Origin of the sequence: Nocardioides islandensis (assembly GCF_015352455.1) — a bacterium.
GTDB classification, from domain to species: domain Bacteria; phylum Actinomycetota; class Actinomycetes; order Propionibacteriales; family Nocardioidaceae; genus Nocardioides; species Nocardioides islandensis.
This window is the reverse complement of record NZ_JADKPN010000016.1, coordinates 43,835-61,698: the sequence shown is the minus strand read 5'-3', so window position 1 is coordinate 61,698 and position 17,864 is coordinate 43,835. Positions and strand designations below refer to the sequence as shown.

14 protein-coding genes and 1 riboswitch are annotated in these 17,864 nt (G+C 74.4%); of the genes, 5 read left to right on the top strand and 9 right to left on the bottom strand.

All coding sequences use genetic code 11. The features are described 5' to 3' along the window. Positions 1–93: 93 nt before the first annotated feature. A complete protein-coding gene (locus ISU07_RS24275; RefSeq protein ID WP_228522308.1) occupies positions 94–1,167 on the top strand; it encodes an MIP family channel protein in 1,074 nt (357 codons plus the stop codon). Between the two features lie 4 nt (positions 1,168–1,171). Here ISU07_RS24275 and ISU07_RS20610 read toward each other — a convergent pair whose 3' ends face one another. Beyond that, entirely contained in the window at positions 1,172–1,879 is a 708-nt protein-coding gene (locus tag ISU07_RS20610) for a hypothetical protein (protein ID WP_194708721.1), read from the bottom strand. A gap of 68 nt (positions 1,880–1,947) precedes the next feature. Here ISU07_RS20610 and ISU07_RS20605 point away from each other — a divergent pair, with 68 nt between their 5' ends. Then, the gene (locus ISU07_RS20605; protein WP_194708720.1) at positions 1,948–2,937 is read left to right on the top strand and encodes a malate dehydrogenase; all 990 of its coding nucleotides are present in this window, start codon (positions 1,948–1,950) and stop codon (positions 2,935–2,937) included. Between the two features lie 8 nt (positions 2,938–2,945). Here ISU07_RS20605 and ISU07_RS20600 read toward each other — a convergent pair whose 3' ends face one another. From ISU07_RS20600 to ISU07_RS20570, 7 genes are all read right to left on the bottom strand, one after another. Next, the gene (locus ISU07_RS20600; RefSeq protein ID WP_194708719.1) at positions 2,946–3,314 is read right to left on the bottom strand and encodes a hypothetical protein; all 369 of its coding nucleotides are present in this window, start codon (positions 3,312–3,314) and stop codon (positions 2,946–2,948) included. After that, a complete protein-coding gene (locus ISU07_RS20595) occupies positions 3,311–4,273 on the bottom strand; it encodes a hypothetical protein (RefSeq protein WP_194708718.1) in 963 nt (320 codons plus the stop codon). The genes ISU07_RS20600 and ISU07_RS20595 overlap by 4 nt, the downstream gene beginning before the upstream one ends. Positions 4,274–4,282: 9 nt before the next feature. Then, on the bottom strand, positions 4,283–5,047 hold the full coding sequence (locus ISU07_RS20590) for a DinB family protein (protein ID WP_194708717.1): 765 nt from the start codon (positions 5,045–5,047) through the stop codon (positions 4,283–4,285). A 56-nt stretch (positions 5,048–5,103) separates the two neighbouring features. Next, a complete protein-coding gene (locus ISU07_RS24950) occupies positions 5,104–5,502 on the bottom strand; it encodes a DUF3017 domain-containing protein (RefSeq protein WP_323742733.1) in 399 nt (132 codons plus the stop codon). Positions 5,503–5,521: 19 nt separating this feature from the next. Further along, complete coding sequence (locus ISU07_RS20580; protein ID WP_194708716.1) at positions 5,522–6,367, bottom strand: bifunctional methylenetetrahydrofolate dehydrogenase/methenyltetrahydrofolate cyclohydrolase; 846 nt, start codon at positions 6,365–6,367, stop codon at positions 5,522–5,524. Positions 6,368–6,501: 134 nt separating this feature from the next. Beyond that, the gene (gene purH, locus ISU07_RS20575) at positions 6,502–8,055 is read right to left on the bottom strand and encodes a bifunctional phosphoribosylaminoimidazolecarboxamide formyltransferase/IMP cyclohydrolase (RefSeq protein WP_194708715.1); all 1,554 of its coding nucleotides are present in this window, start codon (positions 8,053–8,055) and stop codon (positions 6,502–6,504) included. 29 nt (positions 8,056–8,084) lie between these two features. After that, a riboswitch (ZMP/ZTP riboswitch) is annotated at positions 8,085–8,161 on the bottom strand. 2 nt (positions 8,162–8,163) lie between these two features. Continuing rightward, positions 8,164–9,426 (bottom strand): cell division protein PerM, encoded by a 1,263-nt coding sequence (locus ISU07_RS20570; protein WP_194708714.1) that lies wholly within the window; start codon positions 9,424–9,426, stop codon positions 8,164–8,166. 182 nt (positions 9,427–9,608) lie between these two features. Between ISU07_RS20570 and ISU07_RS20565 the strand changes: the two genes are divergently transcribed. Genes ISU07_RS20565 through ISU07_RS20555 form a run of 3 tightly spaced genes read left to right on the top strand, consistent with a single transcriptional unit; the run spans position 9,609 to position 15,759 of the window. Next, a complete protein-coding gene (locus tag ISU07_RS20565) occupies positions 9,609–11,471 on the top strand; it encodes a sigma factor-like helix-turn-helix DNA-binding protein (protein ID WP_194708713.1) in 1,863 nt (620 codons plus the stop codon). Between the two features lie 33 nt (positions 11,472–11,504). Further along, positions 11,505–12,632 carry a hypothetical protein gene (locus ISU07_RS20560; protein WP_194708712.1) on the top strand — a complete coding sequence of 376 codons (1,128 nt, stop codon included), beginning with the start codon at positions 11,505–11,507 and terminating at the stop codon, positions 12,630–12,632. Positions 12,633–12,642: 10 nt separating this feature from the next. Further along, positions 12,643–15,759, top strand: a complete 3,117-nt coding sequence (locus ISU07_RS20555; RefSeq protein ID WP_194708711.1) for an ATP-binding protein — start codon at positions 12,643–12,645, stop codon at positions 15,757–15,759. Here ISU07_RS20555 and ISU07_RS20550 read toward each other — a convergent pair. After that, complete coding sequence (locus ISU07_RS20550; RefSeq protein ID WP_194708710.1) at positions 15,696–17,819, bottom strand: alpha/beta hydrolase; 2,124 nt, start codon at positions 17,817–17,819, stop codon at positions 15,696–15,698. The genes ISU07_RS20555 and ISU07_RS20550 overlap by 64 nt on opposite strands. Between the last annotated feature and the right edge of the window lie 45 nt (positions 17,820–17,864).

Sequence of the window (17,864 nt, the reverse complement as noted above, 5' to 3'; positions counted from 1 at the left end):
TAACAGGCTGGCGCCCGGTCGACGCAGGCGAGGGTAGGCTGCCGGAGCCCGATGGATGCACCGGTGCACGGCTCGACGGGACAGGGGCTCGGCATGACGGAAACAGTGGCGGTCGCGGCGCCCACGGCAGGGCAGAAGTTCGGTGCCGAGGTCCTCGGCACGTTCGTGCTCGTCTTCTTCGGGGTCGGCACCGCCGTGGCCACCGGTGGGGAGGTCGTCACGACCGGCCTCGCGTTCGGGCTCACGGTGGTCGTGATGGCCTACGCCGTCGGCCGCATCTCCGGCGGGCACTTCAACCCCGCGGTCACGCTGGGCGCCGTCATCGGGGGCCGGCTCGCCTGGGCGCAGGCCGGTTTCTACATGCTGGCGCAGCTGATCGGCGGCATCGTCGCCGCCGGCGTCCTGTGGGTTGTCTGGCAGGGCATCCCCGGCTACAGCTCCGAGGGCAGCTTCGGGCAGAACGCCTTCGGCGACCAGAGCGGCAACGGCCTGGCCTGGTGGGCGGCGTTCATCGTGGAAGCGGTGGCCACGCTGGTCTTCCTGCTGGTGATCTTGTCGGTCACCGACGAGCGCAACGAGCACCCCGCCCTCGCGCCGCTGGCCATCGGGCTGTCGCTGGCGATGATCCACTTCGCGCTCATCCCGCTGACCGGCACGTCGGTGAACCCCGCCCGCTCGATCGGCGCCGCCCTGTTCGCCGGCTCCGACGCGATCCTCCAGCTGTGGCTGTTCATCCTCGCCCCGCTCGTGGGTGGTGCCCTGGCCGGTCTGCTGTACCCCGCCGTCTTCGGTCGCGGCGCCGAGCCGGTCGTGGGATCGGGCTGGCGCCTGGCGCGGCGGCCGGTGGCCGGCGCGGTGCCCGGGTACGGCGCCCCTGACGCCTACCAGCAGCAGTGGAACCAGCAGTACGGCACGCCCGCCCCGCCGCCGCCCGGCCAGCAGTGGCCGCCGCAGCCGCCGCACTGGCAGCAGCAGCCGCAGTACCCGACGGGCCAGCCGCCGTACCAGGGCCAGCCGCCCCAGCAGGGCCAGCCGTGGCCCCCACAGCCGCAGCAGCCGCAGCAGCCGCCGCCGGCACCGCCCCCGCAGCAGCAGGGTCAGGGGTGGCAGCAGCCGTGGCCGAACGGTGACGACGACGGCCAGACCCAGGTACGACCCCCGACCTGACGGGCTACGTCACCGACACGAGCTCCGCGTGCTCGGTCCCGCCCAGGGTGGTCAGCGACTCCACGAGTCCGGCGCCCACGGCGTAGGACCGTCTCGTCACGTCGAGGTCGCCCACCTCGGCTCGCGTCTCGAGCAGCAGCACGTCGGCGAACTCCCCCGCCGGGACCGTCGCCGTCTCGGTCAGCGACAGCACGGTCGTGCGGTCGGCGGCGACGTCCGGGGCGTCCTCCTCGAGGTACCCGTCCCCGACCCGCGGGGTCGCGGCCATGAACAGCCCGGCGCGGGCGTCGGCCTGTCCGGCCCCCCAGCTCCGGTCGCCGTACTCACCGAAGGTCCACACGTTCCCGCGGAGGTCCTGGGCGAGCTGGAGGTACCTCTCCCACACCGGCGCACCGCCCGACGCCGTGGCGAGGGAGTAGAGCGTGGTGCACCGCACGCCGGCCACCGTCGACGCCTCGTCCTGGACGCGGACGACGAGCCGGCTGGCGGCGCTGCCGGAGACGTCGTAGGTCCAGACGCGGCCCGGTTCGACGGCGAGGTACGGGTTGTCGATGGTGGCGACGAAGTCCTCGAGGTTCGGAGACGGCGTGGGGATCGTCAGCTCGTCGACACCGCGCGGCCCGATCTTCTCGGGGTTCGCCTCGCCGGCGGCGGCGCAGCCGCTGACGAGGACGGCGAAGGGTGCGGCGAGCACCACCCGTCGCCGCAGCATGACCCCAGGATGCCGCACGGCCGGTGGCTGCTAGCGTCGCCGACGTACCCGTTGATGAAGGAGTCGTCGTGCCTGAAGCCCCTCTCAAGGTCGCCGTCACCGGCGCCGCCGGCCAGATCGGCTACAGCCTGCTGTTCCGCCTCGCGAGCGGGTCCCTGCTCGGGGCGGACCGCCCGATCGAGCTGCGCCTGCTGGAGATCGAGCCCGCGCTGAAGGCCCTCGAGGGCGTCGTGATGGAGCTCGACGACTGCGCGTTCCCGGGTCTCGCCGGCGTGCAGATCGGCTCGGACCCCCGCAAGATCTTCGACGGCGTCAACCTCGCGCTCCTCGTGGGCGCGCGCCCGCGCGGCCCGGGCATGGAGCGCAGCGAGCTGCTCTCGGCCAACGGCGCGATCTTCACCGAGCAGGGCAAGGCCCTCAACGACGTGGCCGCCGACGACGTGCGCATCGGCGTCACCGGCAACCCGGCCAACACCAACGCGCTGATCGCCCTGTCCAACGCACCGGACATCCCGAAGGAGCGGTTCTCCGCCCTGACCCGCCTCGACCACAACCGGGCGATCTCCCAGCTCGCGCAGAAGACCGGCGCGCCGGTCACCGACATCACCCACATGACGATCTGGGGCAACCACTCGGCCACGCAGTACCCCGACCTCTTCCACGCCGAGGTCGGCGGCCGCAACGCGGCCGAGGTCGTGGACGACCAGGACTGGATCGAGAACACCTTCATCCCCACTGTCGCCAAGCGCGGCGCGGCGATCATCGACGCCCGCGGTTCCTCCTCGGCCGCCTCCGCCGCCAACGCGACCATCGACGCGGCCCGCGACTGGCTGCTCGGCTCCGCCGAGGGCGACTGGGTCTCGATGGCGGTCGTCTCCGACGGCTCGTACGGCGTCCCCGAGGGCCTGGTCTCGTCGTTCCCGGTGACCACCAAGCACGGCGAGTGGACCATCGTCTCCGGCCTGGAGATCGACGACTTCTCGCGCGGCCGCATCGACGCCTCGACCGCCGAGCTGGCCGAGGAGCGGGACGCCGTCGTGGAGCTGGGCCTGATCTAGGGCCTGGCCTAGCGGCGCTTCCTGTCCCAGCGGTACGCCGCGAGGTTCAGCGCCGCCCACCCGAGGGTCACCGCGGCGACCTTCCCCCGCACCTTGCCCTCGTCCGCCTTGGCCACCAGGGTCGCGCAGTCGGCGAGGTCGCCGGCGATCCGCGACCGCATCGCCCAGCGCACGGCGCCGGCCGGGCCGACCACGCCGAGCAGACTGATGACCAGGTCGCGCACGCCGTACGCGCGGGCGAGCTGGTCGTAGCCGGGCCGCTCCCCCGGGTCGGCGCCCATCACGTCGGCGAGGTGCGAGGGCTTGGCCAGGGCGTAGACGCCGTAGACGGCGGTCGCGGCCGACATGGCCCGGCTGGCGGGGTAGCTGATGCTCATGTCAGCGACCGTACCCAGGCGGCCGAATCCTCCGGGGTGAGCGGGGAGGCGTCGGCGACCAGGTGACCCACGGGCACGGGGTCCCCGGTGGCCTGCCCGTGCAGGTGGTCCTCGACCGTGCGGCGGACCACGCCGGCCACCAGGTCCGCGAGCTGCACGCGGGCGTCGGTGCGCGAGTCGACGCGCTCGAAGCCGGCCAGCCGACGCCCGGGGTGCGCGTCCGCCAGCCCGTCCGCGAGCACCCTGACCCGTGCCGGCGTGAGCACCGACTGCTCGTCGTGGACCACGTCCGGGTCGCCCTGGGCGCTCCAGTGGTCCAGCGCCCAGGCCAGCGCCGGCAGCAGCGGCTCGGTCAGGGGCGTGTCGGGTGGCCGCTCGAGGTACTCGCCCACGCGGCGCAGGGCCTCCGGCTCGGCCAGCTCCGGTGCCGTCCGCGCGGCCACCTCCGGCCAGGACGCCGGCACGGCCCGCAGCCGCGCGCGCCGCGTCACCCAGAGCAGGTCGCGGGCGCCCTCGAGGAACCCGCGCTCCTCCGCGGGTGGGACGCCGTCCAGCAGCCGGTGCAGCCGCAGGGCTGTCGCCCACGCGGCGGCGTCGCGGTCGGCGCTCCACCAGCCCTGGGGCGTGCTGTCGGCCAGGCAGACCTGGGCGAGCCGCGCCAGCCCGAACAGCCGCGTGTCGGTGACGTGGACCGTTGCCCGTCCGGACAGTGGGCCGTCGGGGCCGACCAGCCAGCTCGCGACGTGGGTCGTCCAGGGCCGGTTCAGCCGCGAGGCCTTCAGCTCCTCGCCGCCGGACCGGGTGCGGCGGCGTACCTCGTCCACCAGGCCGGCCGCCTCCGGGGCGTCGACGCGGACGCTGGCGTGCGCGAACACCCGGATCCCGCCGAAGAGCGACCCGCCCACGAAGCCCGACTCGTCGCAGGCGATCCCCACGACCGGTCGCGCGGGGGACGTCACCCGGCGACCCTAGGCGGGGGCTGAGGGCGGGTCGACCGGAATACCCGCCTCGACGGCGTCGAGGTCGCGGAGGGCGAACCGGAGGTGCTCCCACTCCTCCTCGAGGATCACGTGCAGGCAGGAGAGAACGGTCTCGGCGTGCTCGGGGTCGTGCGGGTTGCGACGAACCTCGGCCAGCAGCGCCGGCGTGGCACCGGCGATGACCTCACGCACCTGGCCGACGCGGTCGGCCCGGGCGGCCAGCACGTCGTCGTACGACGCGGAGGCGACCGCCTCGGGGACCTCGTCCTCGGCGCTCAGGTCGGCGAGCCCGAGCGGGTGGAACGGGTCCTCGAGCCCGAGCGCACCCTTGCGCAGCCAGATGTCGGTGGCGTGCACGAGGTGCCGCAGCGTCTGGGCGAAGGACCACTCGCCGTCCACCGACACGTCCACGGAGCCCTCCGGCAGAGCCGCCGCCCGCGCCAGCGCCGCGGTCCACGCGGCCTCGAGCCGGGCCCAGGCCGAGCGCAGGCCCTCGGGGTCGTCGGCCCGCCGCTCGGCTCGCCCGGGGAACGTCCGGTCGAGCTCGGCCTCGACGTAGGCGATGACGTCGACGCCGTTGATGCGGAAGTACCCGCCGTGCACGAGCCAGGGTGCGTCGATGTCGGCCCGCGCGACCTCCACGCCGCGCATCACCAGCCCGGTGAGGTCGGACTCGACGAACCGTGCGCCGGAGAGGTCCACGCCGACGAACGTCGAGCCCTTGAGGTCGTCGGACTGGGTGAAGTCGGTCATGCGCGGCAGGGTACGGGCGACTGCGGACAGTCCCCGTCCGGTTCGCACCGACCGCGTCAGGACGGCATGTCGGGGATGTTCGAGGCCAGCACGATCAGCGCGACTCCGGCGCCGGTCAGCAAGAAGACGTCGAGGAACCGGTTCCGCACGGCCAGCATGCCCGCGTCGCGGGTGGCCAGGATCAGCCGGAGCAGCGCGGCCACCAGGATCGCGCTGCCGAGGACCTGGATGCCGAGCCGCCAGTCGCTGCGGGCGGCGATGACCAGGGCGATGCCGGCGGCCACCAGGATGCTGAGGTAGAACGCGCCGCCGATCGTGGACGGGTAGCGCCGGACCTCTTCCTCGGCGGGCGCCTCGACGTCCTCCTCCGCCTCGACCGGCGAGGCCGGGTCGACGAACTGGTCGACGACGGGCTCGTCGTCGTCCGGGTCCGGGACCGCGCGGAGGTGCGCCACGAGGAGCCAGACTAGTCGGTCAGGTCGCCGACCCCTCGGCGATCTGGACGATGTTCGACAGCAGCATCGCGCGGGTCATCGGTCCGACACCGCCGGGGTTCGGGGAGACCCAGGCGGCCACCTCGGCGACGTCGTCGGCCACGTCGCCGGCGACCTTGCCGTCGACACGCGAGACACCGACGTCGAGCACGGCGGCGCCCGGCTTGACCATCTCGCCGCTGATGATGCCCGGGACGCCGGCCGCGGCGACCACGATGTCGGCGTTGCGCACGTGCGCCGCCAGGTCCCTGGTCCCGGTGTGGCAGAGGGTGACCGTGGCGTTCTCGGTACGGCGCGTGAGCAGCAGCCCCAACGGCCGCCCGACCGTCAGCCCGCGACCGACCACGACCACCTCCGCGCCCGCGATCGGCACGCCGTGGCGCCGGAGCAGCTCGATCACGCCGACCGGCGTGCACGGCAGCGGGCCGGCCTCGCCGAGCACCAGCTTGCCGAGGTTCATGGGGTGCAGGCCGTCGACGTCCTTGTCGGGGTGGACCCGCGACAGCAGCGCGAACTCGTCGAGCCCGGTCGGCTGCTGGACGATGAACCCGGTGCAGGACGGGTCGGCGTTCAGCTCGTCGATGACGGCCTCGACCTCCGCCTGCGTGGCCGTCGCCGGCAGGTCGCGGCGGATCGAGGTGATGCCGATCTCCGCGCAGTCCTTGTGCTTGGCGCCGACGTACCAGTGCGACCCCGGGTCGTCGCCGACCAACACGGTGCCGAGACCGGGCGTGATGCCGCGCTCCTTCAGGGCCGACACGCGTTCGGCGAGCTCCGCCTTGATGGTCTTCAGGGTGGCGGTGCCGTCGAGCTTCTGGGCGGTCATCTTCTGAGGGCTCCTGTGGTTGCTGTATTTGGTCCCGTCGGTGGGGTCTCGACTTGCGCGGTCACGAGCTCCTTCGTCGCTCGTGCGCGCGCTCGACCCGCGCACCTACACGCTTTCCCGCTGACGCGTGAAAGCTAGTGCGCGAAATGCCGGGTGCCGGTGAAGTACATCGACACCCCGGCCTGCTCGCAAGCGTCGACCGTCAGCTGGTCACGCATCGAGCCGCCGGGCTGCACGATCGCCCGTACGCCGGCGTCGAGCAGCACCTGCGGGCCGTCCTCGAAGGGGAAGAAGGCGTCCGAGGCGGCCACCGAGCCCTTGGCCCGGTCGCCGGCCCGCGACACGGCCAGCCGGCACGAGTCGACGCGGTTGACCTGACCCATCCCGATGCCGACCGCGGCGCCGTCGTTGGCGAGCAGGATCGCGTTCGACTTCACGGCGCGGCAGGCCTTCCAGGCGAAGGCGAGGTCGGCCAGCGTCGCCTCGTCCGCCACCGGTCCCGCCGCCAGGGTCCAGGTCGACGGGTCGTCGCCGGGCGCGTCGACGCGGTCGACCGCCTGCTGGAGGACGCCTCCCGACACCTGGCGGAACTCGAAGCCGGTGTCCTGCTCGGGCCCGTCACAGACCAGGATCCGCAGGTTCTTGCGGGCCTCGAGGATCTCCACGGCGCCGTCGTCGTACGCCGGCGCCACGATCACCTCGGTGAACACCGGGGCGACCTGCTCGGCCATCGCCACGGTCACCGGCCGGTTGGTCGCGATCACGCCGCCGAACGCCGAGGTGGAGTCGCACTCGTGCGCCAGCCGGTGCGCCTCGGCGATGTCCGCGCCGACGGCGATGCCGCAGGGGTTGGCGTGCTTGATGATCGCGACCGCCGGCTCGTCGTACATCCACGCAGCCCGGCGAGCGGCGTCGGTGTCGACGTAGTTGTTGTAGGACATCTCCTTGCCGGCCAGCTGCTGGGCGGCGGCGAGCCCGCCGGTGCCGTCGGAGTAGAGGACGGCGACCTGGTGCGGGTTCTCTCCGTACCTCAGGTCGGCGACCTTGGTGAACGTCGCACCGGCGAAGTCCGGGAAGCACGTGTCCCCCTCCGGCGGAGCGAGCACGCGGCTCATCCAGGACGCGACGGCGACGTCGTACGCCGCGGTGTGCGCGAACGCCTCCGCGGCCAGCCGCCGCCGCTGCTCGAGGGTGAACCCACCGGCGGCGACGGCGGCCAGCACGTCGTCGTACCACGCGGGCGAGGTGACGATGGCGACCGACGGGTGGTTCTTGGCGGCGGCCCGCACCATCGACGGTCCGCCGATGTCGATCTGCTCGACGCACTCGTCCGGCGTCGCGCCGGAGGCGACCGTCTGGGTGAACGGGTAGAGGTTCGAGACGACGAGGTCGAACGGCTCGACGCCGAGCTCCTCGAGCTGCCGGACGTGGGACTCCAGCCGCCGGTCGGCGAGGATGCCCGCGTGCACCTTGGGGTGCAGGGTCTTCACGCGGCCGTCGAGGCACTCGGGGAACCCGGTGAGGTCCTCGACCTTCGTGACCGGGATGCCCAGGGACTCGATGCGGGCCGCCGACCCCCCGGTGGAGACCAGCGCGACACCGGCCTGGTGCAGGCCGCGGACCAGGTCGTCGAGGCCGGTCTTGTCGTACACGGAGACCAACGCGCGCCGGATCGGGATCTGCGTCATGAGGGGTCGCTCCTTCGATGATCGATCGGAGCGGGCACCCAGGCGGGCGATGCCCACGACGTCACTCCCCGGTGGTCACCCACCCGCGCCAGTCGTGTGCGCGTCAGCCTACGGCGCGACCTGGGGGACGTCCATGCGGCGCACGTGGCGCCGGTAGGACCAGGTGGCCCACAGCGCGCCGACCAGGGCACCGAGGCCGAGGGAGACGACGGCGTGCAGCGTGACCAGGCCGGCGACCGCGCCCACGTCCTGCATCCGGCCCGGGCCGACCGAGCCGCCGGCCAGGGCGGTGAGCGCCCCGACGACGAGCCCGGCGAGGATGCCGCCGGCGCAGCCGCGCACCGCACCCTCCTCCCAGCGGGTGGTCGGGTACAGCCGGTGGACGCGCGCGGCGGCGTACGCCGCGACGAGCGGCGGGACGAGCAGCAGGAGGGCCACCCACCCGGCGGGCTGCCCGTCGTCGGGGAGCGCCGCGAGGAGGGGGAAGGCCGGCACCGGGCCGAGCACCACGGCTGTCGGGCTGGCGATCGTAGCGGTGCCGACGGCGAACCCCGGCCCGAGCAGGTAGCTCGCGGCGAGCAGCACCGCGTTGGGCAGCACGGCCAGGCTGACGCCGGAGTAGAGCGTCGCGGCCCCGGCGTCGGTGTGCAGCTCGGACATCACGTTGAGGGCCGCGCCGAGGTCGACGGCGAGCGCGACGAGGAACGTCGCGGCCGAGACCAGCAGCAGCCGGGAGACGACCTTCAGGCAGACCGTCGAGGCGGCCCGCAGCGACAGCGGGAGGAACGCCGTCCAGATCGCGGCGCGGCCCGCGCCGATCGCGATGGACAGTCCGCCGACGACCAGCGACAGCAGGACCGACCAGGCCACGACGCGGCCGCCCGAGGGCGAGCCCGCGCCGGCGACCGCACGCAGCACCACGACGGCGACGCCGGCGTACGCCGCGGCGAACAGCAGCGACGCCGCCGGGACCGTCCAGTCGCGAGCGCCGTCTGCCAGCGCGTCGGCGTCCGGTCCGTGACCGGACACCGAGTCACCGACCCGGTGGGCGATCCGCCAGACCGACCAGGCGCAGATCACGCTGATGCCGAGCGGGATCGCGGTGATCCTCACCCCGTCGACGACCAGGCCGGAGCCGTGGCCCATCAGCCAGGCGACCGCGCCGGCCCGCAGGCCGTCGCGCGGGGCGCCGTGGGAGCCCGCGTCGGTGAGGAACCAGCCGACCACCCCGACCGCCAGGCACACGACGAGGGTGCTCGCCGCCGCCGCGGCCCCACCCAGCACGGCCAGCAGCACGAGCGGACGCCGGTGCCGCGCGTCCGCCGCGGCCCGGGCCTCGGACCTCACCGGTCCGCTGAGCAGGGAAGTCATCGCGGCCCATCCTCGCCGCGAACGCGTCCCCAGCCGGTCAGGCACGCCGACGCCCCGCTTGACGGGCAATCCTGACGCTGGACGGGCGTTGCTTCGCCCGTCCAGCGCGGGTTTTCCCGGCCGGCCGGGGATTCCGGCACGGATGTGCGCCGCCGGGCAAAGCCCCGTACCGTGGAACGGCCATGCAGGACCCAGCCGCGTTCGACGACTTCTACAAGTCGACGCGTACGCGCCTGCTTCAGCAGACCTTCGCCCTCACCGGCGACCTGCCGGCCTCGCGCGGCGCGGTCCGCGACGCGTTCGTGGCCGCCTGGCACCACTGGCGCAAGGTCTCGCGGCTGGAGGACCCGGAGGCCTGGGTCCGTCCGCTGGCCTGGCGACACGCGCAGCGCCGGCACTCGGCGCGCATCTTCCACCGCGACCGCAAGCTCGACCCGCAGATCCGGGCCACCCTGGACGCGCTGGCCAAGCTGCCGTTCGTGCAGCGCAAGGTGCTGCTGCTGACCCACCTGACCGACATGTCGATGCCGGACATCGCCCGCGAGGCCGGGCTGACGCTGCACGACGCCGAGACGCGGCTGCAGTCCGCGACGTCCCAGTTCTCGATGGCCCGCGAGGTGCCGACCACCGGCATCCGGCCGCTCTTCGAGCCGCTGCGCGACCACGTCGACGACGCGCGCTGGCCCCGGGTCACGATCGTGCGCCGGGCCGGCACCGCCCGCCGGCGCACGCACACCGCCGTCGGCGCCCTCGCCGTGGTCGGCGCGGTGGTCCTCGGCGGCGCGGTCGTCACCGACGCGCAGGGGGTCCGCCCCTCGCTGGAGAGCGCGCGCTCGTCCGGGGTCGCGGCGGTGCGCCTCGGCCACGCGAAGCCGGCCACCGCCGACGACCCCGGTGCATCCACCGCTGCGGCGCCGGTCGCCCTCGACGACGAGGACCTGGTCGCACTCGACCAGATCGGCGAACAGCTGCCCGGGATGTGGCGCGAGGTCGGCACCGAGTCCGACACCGGCATCGTGATGCCCTGCCAGTCGACGCGCTTCGCGGACCCGTCGGGCACCGCGTCCGCCGTCCGTCAGTACAAGACCCCGGCCCGCAAGGGCCAGCCGCGCCGCAGCCTGGTCCAGTCGGTCGAGGTCTCGGCCACCGCCGGCGCCGCGCGCACGTCGTACCGGACCATGCTCGGCTGGTTCGGCGGGTGCGGCGATGCGCGGATGCAGCTCATCTCGACCTACGACGTCGGGCGGATCGGCGACGACGCGATGGTCATGGTGCTGCGCTCATGGAAGCGGCCGGAGAGCACCGTCGTGGCGGGCGTGGCCCGCACCGGCCAGGCGAGCACCGTCACCGTGACCCGCACGCGAGGGACCGCACGCCCCGACCTGACGGCCGCTGCCCGGCTCCTGGGCGATGCCGTGAACAGCCTCTGCGTGCTGCCGGAGGCCGGCACCTGCGCCGGTGTGCCCGACCTCGCCCCGGCACGTCCGGTGCCCGCGGGCGAGGTGCCGGCGATGCTGAGCGCCGTCGACCTGCCGCCGGTCACGGGGATCGACCGGCCGTGGGTGGGCACGGAGGCACGGGTCGCGAACACGAACCTCGCCGCCAGCCGCTGCGACTCGACCAGCTTCCAGGTGGACAAGATGCGGCGCAGCATGACCCGGTCGTTCGTGATCCCGGAAGCCAGACTGTCCGACCTGTTCGGCCTCACGGAGACCGTCGGGTACCTCCCGGGTCCCCGCGCCCGTGCCTTCGTCGACGGGGTGCGCGCCAAGCTCCGCTCCTGCGCCGACAAGCAGCTGGGCACCGACGTCGTCCGGGTGGCCGACATGTCCAGCAAGCAGCAGGACCTGACGGTCTGGCACGTGAAGGTCGAGATCAGCGACAACCAGACGGTCACGTACCTGATGGGCATCCTCCGCGACCACGGATCGGTCGCCCAGATCGGGTTCGTGCCCGACGGCAAGGTGCAGATGGCTCCGGGCGCCTTCATCGCCCTGGCCCACCGCGCGCTCGACCGGCTGCCGGCCCTCGCGCCGGCGAGCTGACAACTTCTCCGGGCCGCCGGCCGTCCCACGGGCATGAAGGGCTCGGTCCTGGTGGCATGCGTGCTGCTCGCGGGCTGTGGCCAGGCGACCTCGGCACCCGTCGCCTCCGACAGCGCGACGCCCACCGCCTCGCCGACGCCCTCCGCGTCGCCGACGGTGTCGCCGACGCCTGCCACCGGCCACCGTCCCCTCGACGACTTCCCGCTCGTGCGGGGGTACCCCCTGACGAACGGCGACGACGGCTCCCCGGTCGAGGTCAGCGACGTCTCCGGCGTGGAGGACCTGGTCTTCTGCGGACGGCAGGCGTGGAGCCCGGACCGGGCCTCCGACGTCATCGGCACGACGTACACCGGTGAGGCCGAGGACGTCCGCGGCCGCACGCTGGCCCGGTACGACGGGCGGGACGCGACGGCCGCCGTCGCCACCCTGCGTGACGCCATCGAGGCGTGTCCGGTCGAGACGGTGGGCGCCACCGACCAGGTCTACGAGCTCATCCCGGGCGACTCCGTCGACGAGTCGTTCTTCGTCACGCACCGGTACCGGAGCGACATCGGCTTCGACACCGGTCTCGAGGTGATCGGCGTGCAACGCCTCGACGACCTGGTGCTGCTCACGTTCGAGTACGGCGAGGGCGGCGGGTCCGCGGACACCATCAGCCGCTCGGTCGGCGACGTCGTGGAGCAGGTCGAGAGCTTCATGCCCGAGCTGTGCGAGTACGCCGCGCACCCCTGCTCCCAGCGCGAGACCGCCCCGGTCGTGCAGGTCGGCCCGGACGGTGTCGACGACGTGACGCTCGGCATGTCGGGGCCCGAGGCCGCCGCGGCCGGTCTCGTCCGGGCCGAGTCGCCGCACGGGGCCGCCTGCACCGTGCTGTACCGCGACGACCCGAGCGGCGCGTACGCCGTCATGGCCGACATCCGGCCAGGCAGCGGCGTGGTCGCGCTGTGGGCAACGACCTGGAGCCGGACGCCCGAGGGGGTCGGCACGGGGTCGACCGCCGGGGACGTCGCCGCGGCGTACCCGGGGGCGACGCCGGACGACCGGGGCTGGACGGCCCCGGTTCCCGGCCACCCCGACCGCGCGTACTCCTTCGAGCTCGGACAGGATCACTTGGTGACGGGCGTGACGCTGCTGCTGCCCGACCAGCGCTGCGCCGGGTGATACTCGCTGTGTGGAGGGCCACGGAGCGATCCGCATCCGGTTGTGCTCGGCGGTGGCCGTCGACCACCCGGACGGCACGCCGGACACGACGCTGGCCGGCCGGGAGCTGGGCAGCCGCAAGGCGCGTACCTTGCTGGCCCTGCTCGCAGCCGAGCGTGGCCGCCTCGTCCCGCTGGACCGCGTCGTCGACGCGCTGTGGCCCGACGTACCTCCCACCGACCCGGCTGCGAACGTCGCGACGCTCGTCAGCCGGACCCGCCGGTTGCTCGGCCCCGACGTCCTGACCAGCACCGGACGGGCCTACGGACTCACCGCGCGCGGCCCGTGGACCGTGGACCTGGACGAGGCGGCGACGCTCCTCGCCGAGGCGGAGGCGCGAGCCGAGGCGGGAGAACGGGTCCTCGCCGCCTCCGCAGGGCGCCGCGCCCTCGACCTGCTCGGCACCCAGCCCGCGCTCCCCGACGAGGGCGACGCCGCGTGGGTGCTGGCGGTCCGGCGGGAGGCGGACGCCCTCCGGCGCCGAGCCCGCCACGTCCTCGCCACCACGCTGACGCCCGCAGAGGCCGCTCGTACCGCCGCCGACGCGGTGGCCACCGACCCGCTCGACGAGCAGGCCGTCCGCGACCTGATGCGCGCGGCCGTGGCCGACGGGCGGCCGAGCGCGGCACTGGCGGCGTACGACGCCCTCGCCGCCCGGTTGCGGGAGGAGCTGGGCACCGACCCGGACCGGGCGACGTCGGACCTGCACGTCGCGGTGCTGCGCGAGTCGTCGCTCCCGACCGAGCCGACCAGCGAGCGTCCGGTGCCCCGTCCCGGCCTGGTCGGGCGCGAGCCGGAGCTGGCCGCGGCCGGGGCCGCCTGGGCGGGCGCCCGGGACGCCCACCTGCTGCTCGTGGAGGGCGAAGCGGGCATCGGCAAGACGCGGCTCCTCGACGCGGTGGCCGAGCTGGCGATCGTCACCGGCGGGCTGGTCCTGCACGGCCGCTGCCACCCGGCCGAGCGGTCACTGTTCCTCCAGCCGTACGTCGACGCCCTGCGGCCGGTGCTCCTCGACTCCCCCGGGTCCCGACTGGCCTCGCTGCTGCACGGGCACGAGGCCGCCTGGGTCGCGTTGCTCCCCGACCTGGCGACCGTGCTCCCCGAGGTACCTGCGCTCCCCGCCGACGTCGACCTGCAGCGACGCCAGGCGTACGACGCGGTGCTCGCCGCCCTGCACCGGCTGGCTCTCGACCGGCCCGTCCTGCTGACGGTCGACGACCTCCAGGACGGTGGCGCCGCGACGGTCGACCTGCTGGGGTACCTCGCCGGCCGGCTCGGCCGCAGCGAGGTGCTGCTGGTGGCCGCGGTCCGCGCCGAGGACGCCGCCACGGCGGAGCGGCTCGCGGACCGGGCGGTCCGGCTCCGGCTGGAGGCCCTCCCCCGGTCGGCCGTCGACGCGCTGGCGGCCGCGGCCGGCCTGGCGGGCCACGGCGAGCAGGTGATGGCCCGGACAGCCGGACACCCGCTGTCGGTGGTCGAGTACCTGCGCGCGCTCGCCGGCGGCGACAGCGGCGTCCCCGACTCGCTCGCGGACGCCGTGCTGACCCGCGTCGGCCGCCTCGACGAGGCCCAGCGGACGACCGTGGAGGCCGCGGCCGTGCTCCGCCGCCGCCTCGACCCGCGGCTGCTCGCGGCGCTGCTGGAGACCACCGAGCTGAGCGCGGTCCGGCAGTGCGAGGCCCTGGTCGGCCAGCGCCTCCTGGTGCGCAGCGGCGACCACTACGAGTTCGCCAACGACCTGCTCCAGGAGTGCGTGCACGCGGCCCTGCCGCCCGCCGTCGCACTCGCCCACCACCGCCGCGCGGCGGACCTGATGAGCGACCGGCCCGAGGCGATGGCCGAGCACGCGTACGCCGCCGGCGACGAGCCCCGGGCCGCGCACGGCTGGCTGCTGGCCGGCGAGGACGCCCTGCGCCGCGCCGCCGTCGAGGACGCGCTGGGGCTGCTCGACCGCTCGCTGGCCGTCGACACGGCCTTCGTGGGCACGCGCGCCCGGGCCCTGCTCGCCCGCGCCTCCGTGCACGAGGCCCGCACGGAGTTCGCGAGCGCCCTGGCCGACGTACGGGACGCGCTGTCCCTGGCCCGCGCCACCGACGACCGGCGGCTGGAGATGGCGGCGCTGCGCGCGGAGGGCGGGGACGCCGCGGTCGGCCTCGGCTTCCCGCTCGACGAGGTGATGCGCCCGCTCGAGGACGGGCTCCGGCTGGCCGCCGACCTCGGCGACCGCCGTGCCGAGGCCGACTTCACCGGGCGCCTGGTCGTGCTGGAGGCGAGCCGGCTGCGGCTGGCCACGGCTCTCGAGCGGGCGGAGAAGGGGGTGACCCGGGCGCGGTCCGCCGGGTCGGAGGACGCCCTGGTGCTCGCGCTCGACGGGCTGAAGACCGTCCGGATGTACCTCGGCGACCCGGACCGCCTGGAGGCGGTCGTCGCCGAGCTCGAGCCCCTCCTGCGCGCCCGCGGCGACACCTGGCTGCTCCAGTGGACGGTGTTCGAGAAGTCCTTCGCGGCAGCCGGCCGGGGCGACCTGGACCAGGCCCGCGCCCTCGTCGCCGAGGCGCTGGAGCTGAACCGGCTCAGCGGCTACCCGGCGTACGCGGGTTACCTCCGGGCCCACGACGGCTGGTACCTGCGGCTGGCCGGGGACCTCGACACCGCTCGCCGGGTCGGCCGCGAGGCCGTGGAGGCCTCGTCACCGGTCACCCACCCCTGGTGGTACGCCATCGCCGCCGGCCTGCTCGCGGCCACCCTGATCGAGACCGGCGACCGCGCCGAGGCCGAGGCGGTCGCGCGGCGCGGCCTGGCCATGGGCGACGTCGCGATGGCCGGCGGACGCCTGCGCTGCCTGGCGGCCCTGGCCGCGCTGACCCGGGACGACGCGGTGGTCCGCGAGGCCGGCCACGCGCTGGACGCCGTCGAGTGCCCGCCGGGCGAGGCGTGGGTGACCGGCGCCGACGTGTACCTCCTGATGGGGCGCCCCGAGCCGCTGGACCGGGCGACCCGGGGCACCTGGCCGGCGCTGCGGACTCAGACCAGCTCGATCAGCAGCCGCGCCGCGCGGTCCGCGCCGTCGGTGGGCACGGGCACGTAGTCGACCGGTGTGGTCAGGGCCGCGACGAGCTCCTCGGCGATCCGGCCCGGGTCGGTCTCGCGGTAGTCGAGTGGGCGACCGGCGCGGTGCCGCTCGAGCCGGTGCCGCACGTGGACCTGCTGCTCGAAGTGGTGGCCGAGCGGGACGTAGACGAACGGCCGGCCGGCCGCGGTCAGCTCCATGGTGGTGCTGAGCCCGCCCTGCACGACCGCGACGTCACAGGCCGCGTGGTGCAGGTCGAGGTCCGGCAGGAACCCGTGGACCTCCACGCCCGGAGGGGCACCGATCGATGCCGGGTCGATGCGCGGGCCGGTGACCACGACCATCCGCAGACCGTCGACGCGGCGCCGAGCCTCGTCGTACGACGCCACGACGCGCCGCAGCAGCGGACCTCCGACGCCCGAGCCGCCGACACTGACCACGCACACGACCTCGCCGTCGCGGTACCCGAGGCGGTGCCGCAGCTCGTCGCGGCCCGCCGGGTCGGGGCGGTCCCCCATCACGTACCCCGCGAAGTCGAAGTGCTCCTCGGTCCAGGCCCGCGCGCTGGGCAGCCCCGGGCCGAGCGGGAGGTCGACCACGTCGGCCGCGTCGCCGACGAACACGGCCCGGTCCCGCAGGGAGGGGTGTCGCGCCACGTGCTCGACCATCTCGGCGTTGTAGTCGGCGGTCAGGAACGCCTCGCGCTCGCCGCCGTCCGGCATCGGCACCCAGCCGACGAAGTCCGTCAGCCAGGCGAACGGCGCCCGCTTGAGCTCGGCGTGCTCGTGCAGGAAGTGGTCCAGGTCCCAGGCCTCGTCGCCGACCCACAGGTCGAACGGGTCCCGCTCGACCAGGTCGTCGAAGACCATGAAGTTGTTGACCAGCACCTCGTCCATCCGGCGCACGGCCTGGAACGCGTGCAGGTCGTGCTCGCCGGACTCCGCCTCGAAGTGACCGGACTCGCTGGCCAGCAGCCGCGACGCGGGGTGCACGACCTCGCCGCGCTTCTCGAGGAACTCCGCCACGGGCGACTGCGTCAGCCACTGGACCTCGAGCTCGGGGCGCTGCTTGCGCATCGCGTCGGCGATGGCGAGGTCGCGTCGCACGTGCCCGAGGCCGATCGGGGAGCTCAGGTAGAGCGCACGGGGCGGCCGCCGCGTGCCGACCACGCGTCGCTGCTCCGGCGCCGCCGCACCGGACACCCGGTCGACGAAGCGCTTGATCGCGCGGTTCACCACCACCGGGTGACGAGCCATCGGGAGGTGGCCCGACCCCTCCATCACGAGGTGCTCGGCCCGCAACAGGCGCGCGGCGTTGGCCATCCGCTCCTGCGGCTGGCAGTGGTCCTCGGTGGGCTGGATGACCAGCACCGGCGCCTCGATGCCGCGCAGCATCGCCTCGGCCTCGGCGACGTCCGCGATCGACGGCTCGACCATGGACTCGGCGATCTGGGCCTCCGAGGTCGACTCGAGGGCGAAGCCCACCACGTCCTCCAGCTGCTTGGTCGAGTGCGGCTCGCACAGCTGCTGGGTGAAGAAGAACTCGGCGAAGTCCCCCCAGTGGTCCTTCCAGTAGTGACGGTTGGTCTTGAACCAGCCGTCGTAGGAGTCCAGCTCCTCGTCGAAGCGCGCGGCCGCCTCGGCGCGGTACGGCAGCGGCGTCGAGGCGTCCCGGATCCAGGGCGCGACGGCGACCAGTCCGAGCACCCGGTCAGGGTGCCGGGCGGTGGTGACGAAGGACTGCCACGCGCTGTAGCAGATGCCGACCAGGACGGCGCGGTCGATCCCGAGACGGTCCATGACGGCGAGCGTGTCGGCCGTCGCATGCACGTCCCCGTACGCCGCGGGGTCGGTGGGCCGGTCCGACCGGCCGTTGCCGCGCGGGTCGATGGTGACGACGCGGTAGTGCTGGGCGAGGTACGGCACCTGTCCCTTCCACGCCCGGCTGTGCACGATCTGGTCGATGGGGACGAAGAGGACGGCCGGCCTGTCGGTCGCCGCCATGTTGAACGTCTCGTAGCCGATCCGCACGCCGTCGCGCTCGACGTACCCCTGCTCGTCAGGTTCCCGTGCCCGCATGCCGATGACCCTCCCGGTTGCCGGTTGCAGTGCCGTTGCAATCGC

Bases quoted from the DNA above. Each gene is read 5' to 3' on its own strand.
- ISU07_RS24275 (WP_228522308.1), top strand. From the start codon at position 94: ATGACGGAAACAGTGGCGGTCGCGGCGCCCACGGCAGGGCAGAAGTTC.
- ISU07_RS20610 (WP_194708721.1), bottom strand. From the start codon at position 1,879: ATGCTGCGGCGACGGGTGGTGCTCGCCGCACCCTTCGCCGTCCTCGTC.
- ISU07_RS20600 (WP_194708719.1), bottom strand. From the start codon at position 3,314: ATGAGCATCAGCTACCCCGCCAGCCGGGCCATGTCGGCCGCGACCGCC.
- ISU07_RS20590 (WP_194708717.1), bottom strand. From the start codon at position 5,047: ATGACCGACTTCACCCAGTCCGACGACCTCAAGGGCTCGACGTTCGTC.
- ISU07_RS20580 (WP_194708716.1), bottom strand. From the start codon at position 6,367: ATGACCGCCCAGAAGCTCGACGGCACCGCCACCCTGAAGACCATCAAG.
- purH (WP_194708715.1), bottom strand. From the start codon at position 8,055: ATGACGCAGATCCCGATCCGGCGCGCGTTGGTCTCCGTGTACGACAAG.
- ISU07_RS20570 (WP_194708714.1), bottom strand. From the start codon at position 9,426: ATGACTTCCCTGCTCAGCGGACCGGTGAGGTCCGAGGCCCGGGCCGCG.
- ISU07_RS20565 (WP_194708713.1), top strand. From the start codon at position 9,609: ATGCAGGACCCAGCCGCGTTCGACGACTTCTACAAGTCGACGCGTACG.
- ISU07_RS20560 (WP_194708712.1), top strand. From the start codon at position 11,505: ATGAAGGGCTCGGTCCTGGTGGCATGCGTGCTGCTCGCGGGCTGTGGC.
- ISU07_RS20550 (WP_194708710.1), bottom strand. From the start codon at position 17,819: ATGCGGGCACGGGAACCTGACGAGCAGGGGTACGTCGAGCGCGACGGC.